General features: G+C 63.1%; 18 protein-coding genes and 1 tRNA gene. 6 read left to right on the forward strand and 13 right to left on the reverse strand.

Annotated features, from left to right (window positions below):
• Nucleotides 1-103: 103 nt before the first annotated feature.
• The 4 genes from AC1PLU_RS05420 to AC1PLU_RS05435 all read right to left on the reverse strand — a co-directional run bounded on the left by AC1PLU_RS05420 (nucleotide 104) and on the right by AC1PLU_RS05435 (nucleotide 3202).
• A complete protein-coding gene (locus AC1PLU_RS05420; RefSeq protein ID WP_481107915.1) occupies nucleotides 104-1522 on the reverse strand; it encodes a M20/M25/M40 family metallo-hydrolase in 1419 nt (472 codons plus the stop codon).
• Nucleotides 1523-1632: 110 nt separating this feature from the next.
• Complete coding sequence (gene mscL, locus AC1PLU_RS05425; RefSeq protein ID WP_023904934.1) at nucleotides 1633-2064, reverse strand: large-conductance mechanosensitive channel protein MscL; 432 nt, start codon at nucleotides 2062-2064, stop codon at nucleotides 1633-1635.
• Between the two features lie 60 nt (nucleotides 2065-2124).
• A complete protein-coding gene (locus AC1PLU_RS05430) occupies nucleotides 2125-2838 on the reverse strand; it encodes a fumarylacetoacetate hydrolase family protein (RefSeq protein WP_006448454.1) in 714 nt (237 codons plus the stop codon).
• Between the two features lie 88 nt (nucleotides 2839-2926).
• Nucleotides 2927-3202 (reverse strand): hypothetical protein, encoded by a 276-nt coding sequence (locus AC1PLU_RS05435; protein WP_006448453.1) that lies wholly within the window; start codon nucleotides 3200-3202, stop codon nucleotides 2927-2929.
• A 262-nt stretch (nucleotides 3203-3464) separates the two neighbouring features.
• Between AC1PLU_RS05435 and AC1PLU_RS05440 the strand changes: the two genes are divergently transcribed.
• Entirely contained in the window at nucleotides 3465-3806 is a 342-nt protein-coding gene (locus tag AC1PLU_RS05440; protein ID WP_481107916.1) for a Rieske (2Fe-2S) protein, read from the forward strand.
• A 134-nt stretch (nucleotides 3807-3940) separates the two neighbouring features.
• On the opposite strand, the gene AC1PLU_RS05445 is transcribed toward AC1PLU_RS05440, so the two are convergent.
• The 4 genes from AC1PLU_RS05445 to thiS form a co-directional block, all read right to left on the reverse strand.
• A complete protein-coding gene (locus AC1PLU_RS05445) occupies nucleotides 3941-5803 on the reverse strand; it encodes an SLC13 family permease (protein WP_023904931.1) in 1863 nt (620 codons plus the stop codon).
• 74 nt (nucleotides 5804-5877) lie between these two features.
• Complete coding sequence (trmB, locus tag AC1PLU_RS05450) at nucleotides 5878-6636, reverse strand: tRNA (guanosine(46)-N7)-methyltransferase TrmB (RefSeq protein ID WP_481107917.1); 759 nt, start codon at nucleotides 6634-6636, stop codon at nucleotides 5878-5880.
• A gap of 164 nt (nucleotides 6637-6800) precedes the next feature.
• Nucleotides 6801-7595, reverse strand: coding sequence for a thiazole synthase (locus AC1PLU_RS05455; protein ID WP_481107918.1), 795 nt, complete (start codon nucleotides 7593-7595; stop codon nucleotides 6801-6803).
• A gap of 49 nt (nucleotides 7596-7644) precedes the next feature.
• Complete coding sequence (gene thiS / locus AC1PLU_RS05460) at nucleotides 7645-7845, reverse strand: sulfur carrier protein ThiS (protein ID WP_481107919.1); 201 nt, start codon at nucleotides 7843-7845, stop codon at nucleotides 7645-7647.
• Between the two features lie 190 nt (nucleotides 7846-8035).
• Between thiS and AC1PLU_RS05465 the strand changes: the two genes are divergently transcribed.
• Both AC1PLU_RS05465 and AC1PLU_RS05470 read left to right on the forward strand, forming a co-directional pair.
• The gene (locus AC1PLU_RS05465) at nucleotides 8036-9820 is read left to right on the forward strand and encodes an autotransporter outer membrane beta-barrel domain-containing protein (RefSeq protein ID WP_481108470.1); all 1785 of its coding nucleotides are present in this window, start codon (nucleotides 8036-8038) and stop codon (nucleotides 9818-9820) included.
• Nucleotides 9821-9941: 121 nt separating this feature from the next.
• Nucleotides 9942-10015 (forward strand) — tRNA-Gly (locus AC1PLU_RS05470).
• A 120-nt stretch (nucleotides 10016-10135) separates the two neighbouring features.
• Here AC1PLU_RS05470 and AC1PLU_RS05475 read toward each other — a convergent pair.
• Together AC1PLU_RS05475 and AC1PLU_RS05480 are read right to left on the reverse strand one after the other, a co-directional pair.
• Nucleotides 10136-11350, reverse strand: coding sequence for an MFS transporter (locus AC1PLU_RS05475; protein ID WP_481107920.1), 1215 nt, complete (start codon nucleotides 11348-11350; stop codon nucleotides 10136-10138).
• The gene (locus tag AC1PLU_RS05480; RefSeq protein ID WP_481107921.1) at nucleotides 11347-12507 is read right to left on the reverse strand and encodes a serine hydrolase domain-containing protein; all 1161 of its coding nucleotides are present in this window, start codon (nucleotides 12505-12507) and stop codon (nucleotides 11347-11349) included. The genes AC1PLU_RS05475 and AC1PLU_RS05480 overlap by 4 nt, the downstream gene beginning before the upstream one ends.
• Nucleotides 12508-12653: 146 nt before the next feature.
• On the opposite strand from AC1PLU_RS05480, the gene AC1PLU_RS05485 reads away from it, so the two are divergent.
• Entirely contained in the window at nucleotides 12654-13574 is a 921-nt protein-coding gene (locus AC1PLU_RS05485; protein ID WP_481107922.1) for a LysR family transcriptional regulator, read from the forward strand.
• Between the two features lie 98 nt (nucleotides 13575-13672).
• Entirely contained in the window at nucleotides 13673-14095 is a 423-nt protein-coding gene (locus AC1PLU_RS05490) for a YqaA family protein (RefSeq protein ID WP_481107923.1), read from the forward strand.
• A 290-nt stretch (nucleotides 14096-14385) separates the two neighbouring features.
• On the opposite strand, the gene AC1PLU_RS05495 is transcribed toward AC1PLU_RS05490, so the two are convergent.
• Entirely contained in the window at nucleotides 14386-16632 is a 2247-nt protein-coding gene (locus AC1PLU_RS05495; RefSeq protein ID WP_481107924.1) for a methyl-accepting chemotaxis protein, read from the reverse strand.
• A gap of 450 nt (nucleotides 16633-17082) precedes the next feature.
• Here AC1PLU_RS05495 and AC1PLU_RS05500 point away from each other — a divergent pair, with 450 nt between their 5' ends.
• Nucleotides 17083-17367, forward strand: a complete 285-nt coding sequence (locus AC1PLU_RS05500) for a hypothetical protein (RefSeq protein WP_481107925.1) — start codon at nucleotides 17083-17085, stop codon at nucleotides 17365-17367.
• Here the strand turns inward: AC1PLU_RS05500 and AC1PLU_RS05505 are convergent.
• Nucleotides 17364-17633 (reverse strand): hypothetical protein, encoded by a 270-nt coding sequence (locus tag AC1PLU_RS05505; protein ID WP_481107926.1) that lies wholly within the window; start codon nucleotides 17631-17633, stop codon nucleotides 17364-17366. The genes AC1PLU_RS05500 and AC1PLU_RS05505 overlap by 4 nt on opposite strands.
• Nucleotides 17634-17796: 163 nt before the next feature.
• On the reverse strand, nucleotides 17797-18984 hold the full coding sequence (locus AC1PLU_RS05510; protein WP_481107927.1) for a PI-PLC domain-containing protein: 1188 nt from the start codon (nucleotides 18982-18984) through the stop codon (nucleotides 17797-17799).
• Nucleotides 18985-19005: the final 21 nt, after the last annotated feature.

Genomic DNA, 19005 nt, shown 5'->3' on the forward strand with positions numbered 1-19005 from the left:
GCGCTGTCGATGTTCGGGATCGGCACCGATAACGCACACCGTGTGCGTCACCTGTGCCGCCTGTGCTCAACCGACGTCCGCCCGCGGACGTCTTTAGCCGCGCTTACTCGCTCGGCGGCTGCACAACTTTCGCACGACTACCGAAATCGCCATCCGCTTCTGCCGCCAGATACGCAAACACCGTATAGGCGGCCACGTTTTGTGCGAGCGCCTTCGGGTCGATCTTGTCCAGGGTGTCGTCGGCGGTGTGATGCAGATCGAAGTAGTCGGTGCCGTCCTGCGCCAGCCATGCCCACGCGCCACCCTTGGCAGAAATCGGGCCGACATCCGGGCCGGGGCCGCCCTTGCTCGGCTCATACGCGATGCCCAACGGTGCGAGCACCTCGGCAATCTGCTTGGTCGCCGCACGTGATTCTTCCGGTGCCGCCGAGCCGGTGTTGAACGCATAAATGCGCCCGGCGCCGAAGTCGCTCTCTGCGCCGATCTGATGCAGCGCCATGTCCTTGGCATCCTTGCCGTGTGCGGCCGCGTACGCCTTGCCGCCATACAGGCCTTGCTCTTCGTTGGCGAAGGCCACCACGCGAATCGTGCGCTTGGGCGCCTGCTTGAGTTGGCCGATCAGGTGGCCCGCGGCCATGGTGATCGCAACGCCTGCACCATCGTCGATCGCGCCGGTGCCCAGATCCCACGAATCCAGATGCCCGCCGATCACCACCACTTCCTTCGGCTTGCTGCGCCCGGTGATTTCGCCGATCACGTTGTACGAGGTCGCCGTGCCATCCCAGCCGCAATCCAGCGCCAACCGTAGACGCGTGCTGCCCAGCGCGGTGAGCCGTGCGAGCTGATTGGCGTCCGGTACCGACAACGCTGCTGCCGGCACCGGTGTCACGCCTTCATCGAAACGGGTGATGCCGGTATGCGGCACGCGATGCGAGTCGGTGCCGGCCGAGCGCATCACAAAGCCAATCGCGCCCTTGCGAATCGCTTCGGACGGTCCCTTGCTGCGCACCGCGCCGCCATTGCGGTAATCCTGGCCGTCGCGTGCCTTGATCATCTGGTAATCGACGAACGCGATCTTGCCGGTGAGCGAGCCGGCCGGTGCAGCCTGCAACGCAGCGAGATTTTCGAAGCGCACCACCTCGCCTTCGACAGTGCCGCCCGGGCTGCCGCCCAGCGCGGTGATGTGCAGCGGCTGCGCATGCGCGCCGATCACCGTGGCCTGCTCGCTGCGACGCTGCCACTTGGGAAACGTCACCGGCTCGGTCCACACCTTGTCGAAGCCCAGCGCGGTGAACTTGGCCTTGGCCCAGGCCACCGCGCGCGGATCGGCTTCGCCGCCGGCAATCCGCGGGCCCACTTCGGTGGTCAACGATTCCACCACTGCAAAGCCGGTGCTGTCGGCCAACGCCTGCTCGCGCAGCTGTGCGGCGGTGCGCAGCGCGCTATCGGCGATGGTGGTTGGTGCGGCCAGCGCGGGCGCGCAAGCGAGTAGGGCAGAGATGGCGACAGCGAGACGACGCATGCAGGGCGGCTCCAACGACAAGGGGGACCCCGAGCTTATCAGCGCGAGGTCCCCCGTCTGCGTGCGAAAGGTCATCCTCCTGCGCGAAGTTGCGCAGTGGATGTGTCCGCTTACGGCACGTCTGGCGTCTTCAGCGTGTCGTTCTTCAGCGAGTCGCGAATCTCGCGCAGCAACAGCACTTCTTCGCTCGGGCCTTTGGGAGCATCCGGCTTGCGCTGGGTGAGGCGGTTGATCAGCTTGACCACCAGAAAGATCGCAAAGGCAATGATCACGAACTGCACGACGGTGTTGATGAAATCGCCATAGCCAATCGCCACGGCCGGGATTTCCTTGCCGGTGGCATCGACGCCGGCCGGTTTGAGCACCCACGCCAGCCGCGAGAAATCCACATTGCCGATGGCCCAGCCGATCGGCGGCATGATGATCTTCTCCACCAGCGCGGTGACGATCTTGCCGAACGCCGCACCGATGACCACACCGACCGCCAGGTCGATGACATTGCCACGCATCGCGAATTGCTTGAATTCGCTGACCATTCCCATAGCGCACTCCAGATGCGGTCGCGGACCAACTGCCGCAATGAGATCGTAGCGGGCTGCGTGTCAGCCCGCGATGATGCCGTGGCGCTCGGCCACGTTTTCCAGGCGCGCACTGAATTGATCGCCCGGCAGCAGCGGACCGACACCGGCCGGCGTGCCCATGAAAATCAGATCGCCCGCGCGCAATGCATAGAGCTTGGAGAGCTCATGCAGAATCTCCGGCACATTCCAGATCATCTGATCCAGCAGCGATTGCTGGCGTACTTCACCATTGACCTCAAGCGACAGGTTCAACGCGTCCAGCGCGCCCACTTCACCGGCATGCACCAGCTCGCTGACTGGCGCGGAATGATCGAAGCCCTTGGCGATGTCCCACGGCAGGCCCTTGGCTTTGGCGGCTGCCTGCAGATCGCGACGGGTCAGATCCAGGCCCACGCCATAGCCATAGATCAGGGCTTCAGCCTGATCCACCGGCAACTCGCCGGCCGGCGCATCGCGGCCCAGCGCCACCACCAGCTCCACTTCGTGGTGCAGTTCCTTGGTACCGGGCGGATACGGAATGTGGTCGCCGTGACCGACCACGATCGCGTCGGCAGGCTTCATGAAAAACGTCGGCTGGCCGCGTTCGGCTTTGGAGGCAGGCGCGGTGGCGCCCATCTCGCGCGCGTGATCGGCAAAGTTGCGGCCCACACAGTAGATGCGGTGCACCGGAAAGTTGCCGCCACCAACCACCGGAATGCGCGGAACATCGGCGGCGGGAATCACATCGTGGGTCATGCACGCATCCTTGGGGAACGGGACGCGTGAGTCTAGCCGTTTGGCGGTGTACGACAACACCGTCTGCGCGTCATGCGCGCAGCGTCGCTCAGTGCGACAACGGCAACGCGGGCTTGCGCACCACGCGGTATTCGGCTTCGACCACGCGCGCTTGCTGCGGCGCACGTCGATTGGACTTGCTCAACAATTTCCAGGCGATGCCGCCCAGGATCATGGCCGCACCGACGAACACGCTGAAGAAGATCAACACCGCAAGAATGACCAGACCCGCCAGACCCGCAGCAACGCGCACCAACGGATGACGCGGTTTGCGCGGTGCAAACAGGTGGTGAATGTTGCCGAATTGGAAGATGCGTGCAGGCATGGCGGTGGGTTGCCGGGCAGGAAACAGGCAGGCAGTATCGTTGCGGTTTCATGTCATTGAGTGAAAAGTTCGTTAAATGCACTCTGGTTTTGCGGCGGCCATCACGTTCGGCCTAGCGCATAGGCTCGCCCCGTCGTCGCTTGCGGCCTGCGATGGACAAGGTATTCGCTGTGAGCTGATGCGCTGATCCCGCCGACAGTGCAGTGCAGCAGCGATCCATGTGCATGCCACAATCGACATTCGTTCTCGATCGGCTGATCGCATGTCTTCGTCTTCGCCCACCACGCTTGCCGAACTGGAGCAGATTCCTGACGCAGGATTTCTGGAAGTCGAAGCGATGTGGGATGGCGGCCCGGAATCGCTGGTGTTGTATCGCGACGGCGCGCAGGTGCGTGCGTGGTTGAATGTATGCCCGCATGCCGGCCGTCGACTGGATTGGGCGCCCGGCCAGTTCCTCAAGACCAAGGAAGGCCATCTGGTCTGCGTCGCACATGGCGCTGCCTTCGAGCTCACCGGCGGCGAATGCATCAGCGGCCCGTGCCGCGGTCAATCGTTGCTGGCGGTGCCGGTGCGCATCGAGGGCGAGCAGGTTTTTCTGGCCTAGGTCGCTCGGCTCCTTCGGCAGCGACGTTGCCTGCAAGCCGCGGGCGAGTGTGTGCAGCGTGTCGGCGATATCTATGGTGGTTGCGTGCCAGGTCGCGTTGCAACTCGCGTGCTGCTAAAAACCGCTACGCCGATTCAGCGCGCCGCCCACCAGAACATCAGGTTGATCATCGACACCATCACTACGATGTAGATCAGCGACAGCGGCGCGCCCACGCGCCACAACTCGCGCGGTTGATAGTTGGCCGGGCCGGCTACCATCGAGATCACCGGGTTGGAGGCGGTCATCAGATTGTTGGATGCCGACAACGCCACGATCAATGCGAATGCAGTGGGATTGCCGTTGGCCGCCAGCGCCAGATTGACCGCGATCGGCACCATCACAATGGTCGCACCGACATGGCTGATCACCAGCGAAAACGCGGTGGTCAGCAATGCCAGACTGATTTCCAGCGCCCATACCGGCACACCTTCGGGCAGGCGGTCGATGGTGTGGCCGGCGACCCAGGCTGCGGTGCCGCTGCTGTCCATCGCCCAACCCAGCGGGATCAGGCCGGCCATCATGAAGATGGTCTTCCAGTTGATCGAGGCGTAGGCCTCGTCCATACGCAGCACGCCGCTGACCAGCATGCAGGCCACGCCGGTCATCAACGTCAGCGCCACCGGCAGGCGCGAGGTCAGCGCGATCAGGATGGTGAAGGCGAAGATCGCCATGGCGATCTTGAACTTGTGCGGGCGCTGCTCGCCTTTGGGGAAGTCGGTCACCGGCACGAAATCGCGGCTTTCCGCCGCCTGCGCCAGGTCCTGCCAGATGCTGTGGAACACCAGCATGTCGCCGCCACGCAGCGGCACGTTGCGCACGTCCTCGCGGATCACCTGCTTGTCGCGGTTGATCGCCAGCAGGCTGATGCCGCTCTGCTTGCGCAGACGCAACTCGGCAGCAGTCTTGCCGATCAGCCGCGAGTTGGGCGGAATCAGCGCTTCGGAAATGCCGGCCAGGCTGGGATTGAACAGGTCGCCCAGGTTGCGCAAGCGCGAGGACATGCGCAGGAAGTGGTTCTGCGCAAAGTCGGTCACTTCCTGGCGCGGACCCATCGCACCGAGCACGCTGCCGACCCAGATGCGCATGTCGGCCGGCGGCGCCAGGCGGGTGTCGTTGCCGGTCTTCAGGGCGAGCAGCAAGGGCGCGTCGTGCAGCGCTTCGGCCTCGCCCAGGGTCATGCCGACCAGCGGGCTTTCGGCGCTGACGGTGAGCTCGAACACATCGCCATCAATGCCGTAGGTCTTGGCGAAATAGCTCTCGGTGCGCGAGGGCGTGACGCCTTCGTTGATCAGGCGTTCTTCTTCGATCAGCTTGCGGTCGCCGTAGAACCGGAAGTACAGCAATGCGGCGATCAGCAAGGCCACACCGATCGGCAGCGGCGCGAACATCGTCAACGGCTCGATGCTGGCCATGCCCGAGGGCAGGTTGTTGTTGGCCGACACCAATAGATCGTTGAGCAGGATCAGTGGGGAATTGCCCACCATGGTGAGCGCGCCGCCCATCACGATGGCCGCCGCGATCGGCAGCAGCATGCGTTGCAGGGTGAGCCCGGTGCGTGCGGCCAGCCGCGAGGCGACCGGCAGATACAGCGCCATCACCGACGGGTTCTGCATGAACGACGAGTTCAAGCCGGAGATGGCCAGCGTCATCATCATCAAGCGTTGTTCGCTGCCGTGCGAACGCCTCAATAACCACGTCGCCAAGCGATTCAACGCACCGGTGCGCTCCAACCCCGCACCGAGAATGGTGGTGGCGATGATGCTCATCACCGCGTTACCGGAGAAGCCACCGAACAGTTCTTCCGGCGCCACCAGCCCGGTGACACCCAACACCACCAGCACGATCAACGCCACCACATCGGCGCGGATGCGCTCGAACAAAAACATCGCCATCGTGAAACCGACCAGCCCGAGGACGAGCTTCATATCGTTGGTCAGTGTCAGCGCGGTGTCCATTGGGGGCAGAGATTCGGGAGTCGGAAGTGGGGATTGGTCAGGCGCTGCGGCGTTGAGTATGCGGGCAAGCGCTGTTACGAATCCCCAATCCCGATTCCCGAATCCCGGTCATACAGCAAATCCCACACGCCGTGACCGAGTTTCTGGCCGCGTGTTTCGAAGTGGGTCTGCGGGCGCCAGGCGGGGCGTTCGACGTGGCCGCGTGGGCCGGCGCGATTGACCAGGCCCGGTGTGGCGTCGAGCACGTCCCACATCTGTTCGGCGTAATCGGCCCAGTCGGTGGCCGCGTGCAGGCGGCCGCCATCGCGCAGCTTGCGCACGAGCAGCTGCGCAAACGCCGGCTGGATCAGACGGCGCTTGTTGTGGCGCTTCTTGTGCCATGGATCTGGGAAATAGATGCGCACTTCGTCCAGCGCGCCATCGGCGATTTCGTGCTCTAGCACTTCCACCGCATCATGGTGATAGAGGCGCACATGCGTGCTGTCGTCGTCGTGCAAGGCATTGAGCAAGCGGCCGACGCCGGGTGCATGTACCTCGATGCCGATGTAGTCGCGGCCGGGATCCTGCTGCGCGGCAAAGCGCAACGCTGCGCCGTTGCCGAAACCGATTTCCAGCACCTTGGGTGCGGCACGGCCGAAGGCGGCATCGAAATCGCGCGGCGTGCCGAGGTAATCCAGACCGAAGCGCGGCCACAACTCATCGAACGCGCGCTGCTGCGCAGGCGTAAAGCGGCCCTGCCGCAGCACGAAGCTGCGCACCTGCCGGCGGCCCTCTTCGATGGTGAAGGGCTTGGGCGGCATCTTGGCGCCGTCACTGGTAAACGGATCGGTCATGAATTAAGTCATCAGTAAAACGAAAGCCCCTCTCCCACCGGAAGAGGGGTGAGGGTGCGGCGTGAGGGGGTACGCGCAGCAACGCGGGGATCTAGCAACGGCAATATCCGCCACGTCACGCGGCCAATCATTGCGCATCGACCGCAATGTCAACGCAGCCCCACTCATCCAATCACACCATCAACCGGACTCGACGCCGACGCATATCGCTTGCGCGGAATCCGCCCGGCCAGAAACGCCTCACGCCCCGCTTCGATCGCCTTGCGCATCGCACTCGCCATCAGGATCGGATCGCGCGCGCCGGCAATGGCGGTATTCATCAACACGCCATCGCAGCCCAGCTCCATCGCGATGGCCGCGTCCGATGCCGTGCCTACGCCAGCATCGACAATGATCGGCACCTTGGCGTTCTCGATGATTTCCAGCAGGTTGTACTTGTTCTGGATGCCCAGCCCGGAGCCGATCGGCGCGGCCAGCGGCATCACCGCCACGCAGCCGATCTCTTCCAGACGCTTGGCCAGGATCGGATCGTCGGAGGTATAGACCATGACGTCGAAACCGTCGGCGACCAGTTGCTCGGCGGCCTTGAGCGTCTGCACCACGTCCGGATACAGCGTGCGCTCGTCGCCGAGCACTTCCAGCTTGGTGAGGTTGTGGCCGTCCAGCAGTTCGCGCGCCAGCCGGCAGGTGCGTACCGCATCGTCGGCGGTGTAACAGCCGGCGGTGTTGGGCAGTAGCGTGTAGCGATCCGGCGGCAGCACATCGAGCAGGTTGGGCTCGTTCGGGTTCTGGCCGATGTTCACCCGGCGGATCGCCACGGTCACGATCTGCGCGGCGGCCGCTTCGGTGGCCAGGCGGGTTTCGTCCAGATCCTTGAACTTGCCGGTGCCGGTCAGCAGACGCGAACGGTAGGCCTTGCCGGCGATGATCAATGCATCAGTGGGGGCAGTAGTCGTCATCGGGCAATTATCACCGATCGCGCGCAGCTGCGCCGGCTTACGCGTAGCATCAACCGCCGCCCAACGCGTGCACGATCTCCACCACATCGCCAGCGCACAACCGGTGTGTGGCATGCCGCCCGCGCGACACGATTTCGCCATTGACCTCGACCGCGACGCGTCGTTGTGCAAGACCTTCCTGCTCAAGCAAGGTGATCAGGAGCAAGTCATCGGGAACGTCGCGCTGGGTGCCGTTGAGTTGGATGTTCATGTCATCATTGTTGCATCGCGTGCCGCCGGAGCGCGCGTTTTTGCGTTATGCGGCAATGCAGCGTGAGCGCGGGCGGCGAGGGTGAAACCATGTGCCATTCGCCGGCGTACGTATGCCGGTCCGGTCCAGTTCCACACACCTTTGAGCAGGCACTCCCATGGCTACATCTCTTCGCCCGATCCGTTCCCTGATTGCCGTTGCCATCGCCATTGCGGCCACCCCGGCCATGGCTGCGTCTGCGTTCGACCAGACCGTGTTCTTCGGTGACAGCCTCACCGACAGCGGCTACTACAACCCGTTGCTGCCGGCCGCCTCGCGCGCAGTCACCGGCAAGTTCACTACCAACCCCGGTTTTGTCTGGGCCGAGTACGTCGCCGACCATTTCGGCACCAACGCCGCACCCAACGGCAACGGCCAGACCGGCGACAACTACGCGGCCGGTGGCGCCCGCATCCAGGCCAGTTCGGTCAGCGCACTCGGCGCTGCGCCGTCGGTGACCAGCCAGATCAACACCTACCTGAGCGCCAACGGCGGCCAGGCCAACCCGAATGCGCTCTACACCGTGTGGGGCGGCGCCAACGATCTGCTCGCCGCCGCTGCGGCGCCGGCCCAGGCGCAGGCCATCATCGGCAGCGCGGTCACCGCGCAGGTCGGTGCGGTCGGCGCGCTGCAGGCTGCCGGCGCGCGCTACGTGATGGTGCCGACCATTCCGGATGTGGGCATCACCCCGCGCTTCCGCGCCGGCGGTGCCGCCGCGATGGCGCAGGGCACTGCTGCGGCGACCGCCTACAACACCGCATTGTTCAACGGCCTGCGTTCGGCCGGCCTGCGCGTGATTCCGGTCGACACCTTCCACATCCTGCAGGAAGTGGTCGCCGATCCGGGTACCTACGGTTTCAGCAACGTCACCAGCACCGCCTGCAACCCGGCAGTGCCGCTGCCGGCGTGTAACCCGACCAGCCTGGTCGCCGCCAATGCACAGAACACCTATGTGTTCGCCGACGGTATCCACCCGACCACCGCCACCCACCAGATCCTGGGCCAGTACGCCATCTCGCTGCTGGAAGCGCCGCGGTTGCAGCAGGTGCTGACGCATTCTGCGCAGGCCATTGGCCGCGCACGCGCCGACCAGGTGGCGTGGCATCTGGACGGCAAGCCCGACGCCGACGGTCTGCGCTGGTGGGGTAGCGTGCGTGGCGACATGCAGCGCTACGACCACGCCGATCTGTACGACGGCATGGCCCCGGCCGGTCTGTTCGGTGTGGATTGGAGCGCGGGCGATCTGGTGTTTGGCGGCTTTGCCGGCTTCGGCAGCATGGATGCCGATTTCGGCAACCGTAACGGCAGCTTCAAGCAGGACGACACCACCCTGGGCGCGTTCTTCGGCTGGTACACCGGTCCGGTATGGGTCAATGCGCAGGTCAGCTACAGCGCGCTGCGTTATGACGTCGACCGCGAAGTGCAGCTCGGGCCAGCCACGCGCGTGCACAGCGGCTCGCCCGACGGCAGCAACCTCACCGCCGCGGTCAACGCCGGCTATTCGCTGGGCGAAGGCAACGTCAAGTACGGCCCGGTGGTTGGCCTGACCTGGCAGAAGCTCAAGCTCGACGGCTATACCGAAAGCAACGAAAGCTCCACCGCGCTGGGCTACGCCGATCAGGACATCGACTCGCTGGTCGGCCGCATCGGCTTCCAGGTCCGTCTGGACGGTGCTGCGGTCAAGCCGTACGTGCAGGCCACCTACGACCACGAGTTCAAGGACGGCACCGAGGCCAGCGCCTGGCTGCAGTCGATGCCGGAAGTGGGCATGTACACCGTGCCGGGCCAGAACTTCGATCGCAACTACGCCACCGTCGTGCTGGGCGCCCGCACCGGCCTGTGGGGCCTGCAGAGCAATATCGGCCTGAGCACCACCACCGCCCAGCGCAGCGCCCGCGATGCAACGCTGTTTGTGAATTTCAGCGGCAACTTCTGATCCACGCCGCACAGCTGTCCACGCGGTAGATCTGCAAGACACGAGGGCCGGGCAACCGGCCCTCGTCACGTCTGCGCATTGCGCCCGACACCCGCACCCGCCTAAACTCTCGCAACGCCACGCGGGCGTAGCTCAATGGTAGAGCTGTAGCTTCCCAAGCTACTGACGAGGGTTCGATTCCCTTCGCCCGCTCCAGATGCAGCAAGCGCTTCGGCACATCTGCCCGCTCCGTACCGTTGATTCACTCCGCAATTCGATGCGTCTGTACTGGGCAAGCCTTCTTGCGAAGTGGCATCGGCTCCCTACGTCCAGCGTTTATGCCTGTCTTCCGACCGTAGCCGGCCGCGATACGTCGCGGTCATCTTTTGATGCCGCAAAGCCATGTCGCTTGGCCGTCCACGTCACCACCAGCGTTGCGGCAAGCAGCACTAGCAACGCAGGCGGGAACGCGCCGACGCCGAGCTGGTCGAGCAGCACGCCACCGAGAAGGCCGCCGCCAGCGATGGCGGTATTCCACGCGGTCACCAACATGGATTGAGCGACATCCGCCTCCTCTCCGGCCGATTTGGCGAGCGCTGTCTGAAACAACGTCGCGCTGCCGCCGAAGGCAAGCCCCCAGACGCCGACTGCGATGTAGACGATCGTGGGAAATGTGCCAGCCAGGCCCAGTGCCAATGCCGAAACGCAGAACAGCAGCGTGCTGGTCAGCGTCAGAGCGCGTAGATGGCGGTCGATCAGTACGCCCACGATCCAGATGCCGATCAGCGATGCGCCACCGAAGACCAGCAACACCAGATCGGTGCGCTGCGCCATGCCGGCCTCCGCCAGGAACGAGGCGATGTAGGTGTAGAGAATGTTGTGGGCCAACACGAAAGCCAGCACCACGAACAGCACCGGCCGAATGCCGGGCAACCTCAACACATGCGCCAGACGTTGCTGCTTGCCCTGCGCCTGCCCGGAGAAATCCGGTACCTGCAGGCGCACCCACAGCATCAGGATCACCGCCAGGACGCTCATGATGCCGAAGCACACACGCCAGCTCACCAGGCTGCCAAGGAACGCGCCGGCCGGCACGCCCAGCGACAATGCCAGCGGTGTGCCAACCATTGCGATCGCGATGGCGCGGCCTTTCTGATGCTCGGGCACCATGCGCGCCGCATAGCCGGCCAGCAACGCCCACAACAATCCGGCCGAGACGCCCGCCAGAAAGCGCACCACCATCGTCAGCGCATAGCTGCTGGAGAGCGTGGTGATCGTGTTGGCGATGGCGAAGCCGGCGATGGCCGCCAGCAGCAGCGGGCGACGGGCAATGCCCTGGGTGGCGATGGTCAATGGTATCGCTGCCAACAAGGAACCGAGGGCATAGATGGTGACGGTCTGACCGACCCAGGCTTCGGAGACAGCTAAGCCATCTGCCATCTGCGGCAGCAGACCCGCTGGCAGCGCTTCGGTGAGGATGGTGATAAAGGCGGCCATGGCAAGCGCGAGCAAGGGTGCCAGTGGCAAGCGGTCTTTCGCAGTCGAGTTCATTGCCTTGCTTCCACAGTGGCATACACCGCATCGCGCAGATCGGTGACGAAGCTGCCCGACATGCCTTCGTACAAGGTGTTGGTGAAGGCGACCACGCTCAGGCCTAGCGCCCGGTCAACAAACCACGAGTGGCCATATGCACCACCCCAGCGCCAGGTGCCGACAGATTCCGGCGATGCGGCGAGCGCCGGGTCGCGCAAGACCGAGAACCCCAGCCCGAAGCCAAGCCCTGGCAGATCCTGCAGCGCAGCGCCTCCGGTCTGATCGCTCGCCATCTCCTCGATAAACGGGCTAGGCAGCAGCTGGCCATCGCCATCGCGCAAGGCTTCGAGCAGACGCAGAAAATCCCCGGCGGTGCCCACCATGCCGGCGCCGCCAGAGGCAAACGCCTGCGGATCGAAGATGCGGGCGGGGCTGTAACGGATGCCGATCGCACCTTCGAAGGCCGAGACGGTTTCTGCTTCTGCCAGGCGATGCGGCTGCGGCGAAGCGTTGACGTAGGCGGTCGCCACACGCTGCGTTTCGGAGGTGACGAAATCGGTGTCCGCTATGCCCAGCGGTCCGGTCACCAACGCGCGCACCGCGTCGTTCAACGGGGCACCGTACACACGTGCAATCAACGCACCCAGCACGTCGGTTGCCAGCGAGTAGCCCCAGGCCGTGCCCGGCGCATAAAGCAGCGGCACGCTGGCAATGCGGCGCAGGTTTTCTTCCAGAGTGATGTCAGCGGCATCCATGCCGTCGGAGACGCCGGCGACTGCATAAGGACCATTGGCGTCTGCTTCGAGAAAGCGATAGCCCAGGCCGGCGGTATGGCTGAGCAGTTGGCGTGCCGTGATGCGTGCAGGGCGGCCATCGGCCAGCCGTGGCTGGAACTCGGGCAGCCAGCGATCGATGCCTGCATCCAGATCCAGGCGCCCTTGTGCGACCAGCACCAGCGCAGCGGTTGAAATGACGGGTTTGCTGACCGATGACAGACGAAAGAGCGCATCCACGTGCATCGCGCGACAGCTTTCCCGGTCTGCCCAGCCAGCGGCCTGCCGGTGGATCAGCTCACCATTGCGGGCGACCAGGACGACCGCTCCCACCAGCCGTCGATCGTCCAGGGCGTGCTGAACGACCGCCTGGATGTTGCTGGTCAGCAGTGCGGGCGACATGGCGGTGTGCGGCGGAGAGAGGGACAGTGTCATAAGTGTGGTTGATCGAGAGACAGTGCAGGCAGAGTAGACAGCCTTCGATTAAAGAAAAACTGGGGTAAAGTTCCGCGTTGTGCGGAACCAAACGTCCGCAATGGAGACGTGTGGTGGAAAGCCTGAGCGGGTTCGTGGTGTTCGTGCAGGTTGCCGAAACGCGCAGCTTCGTCGCGGCTGGCCGGTTGTTGGGCGTGTCGGCGTCTGCGGTCGGCAAACGCGTGGTGCGGTTGGAAGAAAAACTTGGCGTGCGGCTGTTTCATCGCAGTACGCGCAGCGTCACGCTGACAGCCGAAGGCACGTTGTTCCTGGAGCGTAGCCGCCGCATCCTCGCCGAGATCGAAGCAGCAGAACTGGAACTTTCGCAGGCCACCGCCGCGCCGCGCGGGCGCTTGCGGGTGAGCCTGCCGCTGGTCAGTGCGTTGGTATTGCCGGTGCTGGGTGACTTCATGCGCCACTATCCCGAGATCGAGCTGGATCTGGACTTCAGCGACCGGATGGTCGATGTGATCGAGGAAGGGTTCGATGCGGTGGTGAGAACCGGCGAGCCGAGCGATTCGCGCCTTTCGGCCAGGCGTCTCGGTGGTTTCCAGATGATGCTGGTGGCTGCGCCTGAGTATCTCGCGCAGCGCGGCACTCCGCGTGTGCCGGTCGATCTGCTGCAGCATGCCTGCCTGCATTACCGTTATCCCAACTCGGGAAAACTGGAAACCTGGCCGCTGCATACGCGGCGCAACAGCGGCGAACTGGTGCTTCCCACCTCGATGATCTGCAACAACATCGAAACGCGGGTGTGCTTTGCAGCGCAAGGACTCGGAATAGCCTGCCTGCCGGATTTCGCCATCCGCGACCTGCTGGCAGACGGGCGCCTGCTTCCCGTGTTGGCCGAGCACGTGCGGCGCAGCGGCGCGTTCCACGTGCTTTGGCCGGCAAGCAAGCATCCTTCGCCGAAGGTGCGGGCGTTTGTCGACTTTCTGTGTGCCAGGGTGTTTCCTGACGAAAAGATCAAGCGGCGAAAGCCGGTCAAGCGATAACGCTGCGCCATGTCGCATTGGCGTTTGTCGTGGCGCAGATGTTGCGCCGGATGCATCGCCCAACCTCCTGCATCATCACAACACGCGCAACGTAGCCAATGACGTATCTCTCGCTTTTCGCGCTTGCGCTTATCGCAGCCACCTTGCTCCCTGCGCAGTCGGAGACGGCATTGGTGGCGCTGCTGTTGCGCGGCGATTCTGCGTTGGGGCTCGTGGCTGCTGCGAGCATCGGCAACGTGCTCGGCTCGCTGATCAACTGGTGGCTTGGGCGCGAGGCGTTGCGCTTTCAGGCAAAGCGCTGGTTCCCGATCAAAGCGGCTGCATTGCTGCGCGCCCAGGCCTGGTATGGCAAATACGGCAAATGGTCGCTGCTGCTGAGCTGGATGCCGATCATCGGCGACCCGTTGACACTTGCGGCGGGGGTCATGCGCGAGCCGCTGCACGTGTTCCTGCAGCTGGTTGCGATCGCCAAGACCACCCGTTACGCCTTGCTCGCATGGGCGACGCTGAGTATTGCGTAGACAGCGCAACATCTGAGCATCGAGCGACTCGCCAGCGCGTTATAAATTTCAAGTGTGGGGCGATTACGTAGACGCAGGGCGCCTGGTGAGTCACATTCCAACGATCACTTCCACCAGGCATGATCCTTTGCAGTTGCCAGGCGCTGAGGTAGGCGCTCGGTCGCCTACCAGTTGGGAGCGGGTCCAATGAAGACGATCAGGCGCATGGACAACCTGCACGTACATGCCTGGACGTGCCTTGATGAAGCAAAAAGACCCGGCATTGCCGGGTCTTTGAATACGGTCGAGGCTTAGAATTCCTGCCAGTTATTCCCGTCACTGGAAGCAGTGGCAGCCAGTTTTTTCGGTGCAGACCCTTGACGGGTAACGGCTTTGACCGGTGCTACTGTTCGGCCGCTGACCAGGCTGAGCTTTGATGATGCGGTTGGTGCCGAACACGCGCTGTGCGTGTTCGTCTGCGCAATTTTGAACACCGCAACCGCCTCGGTGAGCTGCCCGGCCTGTTCTTCCATCGAACGCGCCGCCGCGGTGGCTTCTTCCACCAGTGCCGCATTTTGCTGGGTGGTCTCATCCATTTGCGTGACCGTGATGTTGACCTGCTCGATGCCGACCGACTGTTCCTGCGAGGCCGCGGAGATCTCACCCATAATGTCGGTCACGCGCTGCACGCTGGCCACAAGCTCGGCCATGGTGTTGCCGGCGGTGTGCACCAGCGTGGAGCCTTCGGTAACGCGCTGGACCGAATCGTCGATCAAGCCCTTGATCTCCTTCGCAGCTGCGGTTGAGCGCTGAGCGAGCGTGCGCACTTCCGAGGCGACCACGGCAAAGCCACGGCCCTGTTCGCCGGCGCGCGCGGCTTCCACGGCCGCGTTCAGCGCCAGGATATTGGTCTGGAACGAAATGCCGTCGATGACGCTGATGATGTCGGCGATCTTCTTGGACGAGGCTTCGATGCCGGCCATGGTGCCCACGACCTTGCTCACGATCTCGCCGCCTTGCGAGGCCACGCTTGCCGCACCGATCGCCAGCTGATTGGCCTGGCGTGCATGCTCGGCATTCTGGCGAACGGTGGAGGTGAGCTCTTCCATCGAAGCGGCGGTTTCTTCCAGGTTGGCCGCTTGCTGTTCGGTACGGTGCGACAGGTCCTGATTGCCGGCGGCGATTTCGCTGGCAGCCGAATTGATGGAGATTGCCGAGTGCTGAATGCGCCCGACGATTTCCGCCAGCTGCGCGGCGGTGGTGTTGGCGTCATCACGCATCTGTGCGAACACGCCATTGAACTCGCCGCTCATGCGCGCCGTGAGGTCGCCTGCGGCGATGGACTGCAGCAATGCAGACAGCGATTGCAGGTTGCCGTCGGCGGTGGACATCAGGTGATTGAGGCTGGTGACCATGGTACGGAAATCATGCTGGAAGCGCTCGGTGTCGCCACGCACGCTGAAGTCCCCGGCTGCCGCTGCCGAAGCCAGGCGGCTGATTTCCTGATTGATCGCCTGCAGATTCTGTTTGACCTGATTCATCGTCTCGGTCACCACCGCCTTCTCGCCCGGCAGCCGATCCATCTCATCGGAGAGATCGCCGATGGCGTAGCGCCCGATGATCTGTGTCAGGCGCATCGTCATGGCGATATGCGAACTGGCCAGGGCATTGGCATCGCGCACCATGTGACCGAACTCGCCAGGAAATGCATTTTCGTCCATGCGATAGCTGATCTCGCCAGCATCGTGCCGGCGTGCCATTTCCAGCTGCGCGGCGATGACGCCTTGCAGGCGATCGCGGATGCGATAGACCGCACTGGCCAACTGCACGGTTTCGTCCTTGCCGGTGACCTTGATATCGACATCGAGTACGCCGCGCGACAACTGCTCGACGGCGGCAACTGCCCGCTGGATCGAGCGTGAAATCGCGTTCCCCAGGAGCATCGCGATGCTCACGCCCGCCAGCGCGATCAACCCCAACGCGATCGCCGACAAGGTGATGGCGCGTGTGTTGGTGGCCTGTTGCTGCTGATAGCGCAGCTTGGCAGAGGCGGCCAGTTCGTCACGCAAGGTGGCAAGCCCGGCAAAGGTGGCGTTGGCGTTGTCCTTGACCTGGGTCCGATTGACTTCGGCGCCGCCGGCGATATCGCCTGCTTCGATCAACTCGATCTGGCGCTGCATCCCCGCTTGCATCAGCGCATAGCTTGCCGTGATCTTTTGCAGCTGGGCGGTGTGCTCGGCTTCCTGGCTCAGCAACTGCTTGAGTTCCACGATGCTGGCCGCGACTTGCGTGAAGCGCGTTTGGTTTTCCTGCTTCCATTGAGTGATCAGCTCGGGCGTGCCGATGGCGATCATGCGCAGGATGTTGATATCCACCCGGGTCAGCTGACCGTCGATGCTGCTGGCAAGCGCAGAGCCGGTGAAGTCGCGATTGTAGAGCGTGCCGACATTGTTCTTGGAGGTGTGCAGGCTGTTCAGCAGGAACAGACACAGCAGGATGCTCGGAATCAGCGTTCCCAACAATGCCAATATAAATTTGCTCTTGATCGTGGGTAGCATGCTGGGACCTGGGGAAGAAGCGGAGGAGTGGGAGGAGCCGGCGAGTGACTGGCCTGCCCGAGCAACCTGAGGCGTTGTCGCCAACGTCGACCGGCTTGCCTGATTCGCTAGCGCTTGCCGAGGTGTCTCAATCCGTTATCGGCAGATTTCACGAAATCTTGACTCGATGACGAGCTGAGTAATCGCTCCGTCAGGCCGGGCATCGGTTTTAGTGGCGGCAAGTTCGCAGCTGAGATCTTTCATCGAGTCGAAAGCCGTCTCGCCTTCAAGGGAAAGCGATCTTGCCAATGCACTGTCGGCAGCGCTCGGTGATGAAAAGCATCGCTTCGGAGATTCGCGCAACGCCTCCGCCATACGGTTCAGTAATGTCTTGGCGAATCTTGCGCGCAGCCGGTACAAACCCGTGCATTGCGGATAGCCTGTGCATCTTGAAAGGGATTGCGTGCGGAAATGACGGAGCAGTTGACCGAGCAATGGATGACGGCAGTGACCGATGCGCTGAGCGAATTGCAGGCATCAAGAGTCGCGCAAGGGGCGATGCTGGAAGCAATGCTTGCTTCGCATCCCGAACCGGCCTTGCTCAGACTGTGCTGGGATCGCCTGGCGGCATCGCTGATTGCCACAGTGGCGCACCGCAAAGCGTCGTCGACAGTGGAAAAACCCATTGAGTCGCACACGTTGGAGCAACTCGCCTTCTGGAACGAGCGGCTCACCCGGTGCTTCCCGACTGCTTAGGCGGCGGCTACTGCACGTCGGCCCTGATCGAGGCAATGCGCATCGAAGCGCACGTGCCCATCGCTGGAGACCTCGCACATCGCCATCCACTGCCTGGCGTGATCATGCGCGGCAACGCGGTCGGCGAACGCATCGCCCGGCACACGGTATCGCTGCAAGGTAATGCCGCCGGATTTGCTGAGCAGCAGTTCAGCCGAAAACTGCCCTTGGCCGGGCGTGACATGCGCGGTGAGCTGATAGTCGCCCACGTGCCGAATCGATGACATTCCCAATCGTGATCCTCCTTGACCTTGGTTAATTAGCGCTTTTGGCGTCCATGCCTGCGGGCCGACGCCGATGGTCCATCAGCCTGCAGGCCGCCGATTCTGCCAGAAAACCACTCGCATCGCTGTCAGGAACCAGGAGCGGGGCCGTAAGGGAATTCCTTCACTACAACAACGGCACCCGCTTGGCGAAGCGCTGCGCGCCGACCAGTGCCCAGGCGTGGTCGCTGATCTTGTTGGTCGCGATCACGCAACAGCCGCTGTCGAGACAGTCGTTCCAGTTGTCTTCGCTATTGGCTAGATACGCACGGATGATGACCTCGGGTCTGCCGACACAGGCCTTGAATGTCTTCATCCATTGATCGCGATCAGAATGGAAGATGTGGAAGTTGAAAAAGACCCGGTGAGGATCCGAGGGATTCTCGTCGGCATCGGTGTCTTTGTCGGCGAAGCATAGCCGCGATTTCGGCGCGGTTTCCGCATAGGTCTGCTTGTCCTGCTTGTTGCCGGTCACGCAGACAAGAAACGTGTTCTTCAAGTCTTCAATGAAGGGCCAGCCATTCCTTTCGGCGCCAAGTGCCAGCGTCTCTTGTGACCCCATCAGTTCGCCAGGTGTATAGATGCGCGGCAGCCTGTCCTTGAGATACGCATCCAGTTGATCAGGGAAGTCTTTGGTCGCAGTGTGTTTGAGGTCCAGGTGCAAGGTGATCACGTCGTGGCCGTCATTTTCTTTCGACCACACCGCCAGGTCGCTCAAAAAGCCGGAGAGCTGACGGTAGTGCTTATCGTAGGAACCCTTGTGGCCAACCGACCAATCCAGACCATCGTCGGATTGGGCAATATCCAGTTCCAACCCGCCACACCCGCAGTCGTAGTGATTTTTCGGGTTCCAGGTGATCTGCTCGCGCAGGGTTTCGTCGCGCTGATAACTGTTGTGCGAGGCCTTCATGGAGACTTCGTTGTAACGCAACCGGCCGATGCTCACATCCACCAGGGTGACGTCGATCCGTCTCAGATCGGCGTCGCCGGGCGAGCTGCGATGGCCCACTGCCGCAATCTGCAGAGTGGCCGTTTTCGATGTGCCGGCCAGGCCGCTGCCGTCCTGCGGGTCCTTGATGCTGTTGATGTTGAGCGTCGCGATGACAGTGGAGGTCGCGCTATCGATGAGGTCGATGTCCAACTCACCATGGTGGGCGGTCTTGGCCTTCACGGTATAGGTCTGTTTCGAGTCTGCTTCGATGGTTTTGCCATCGATGGAGTCGCCGTCGCCTTCCACCCAGTAATCCCGGGTTACGTGGGTGACGATGGTGTAGCTGGTGCGGTTGTCGATTGTGACCTTGGCCGGGCTGGACATGGGAATCTCCACCGTGACGCT

The organism is Xanthomonas sp. NCPPB 2933 (genome assembly GCF_056725225.1).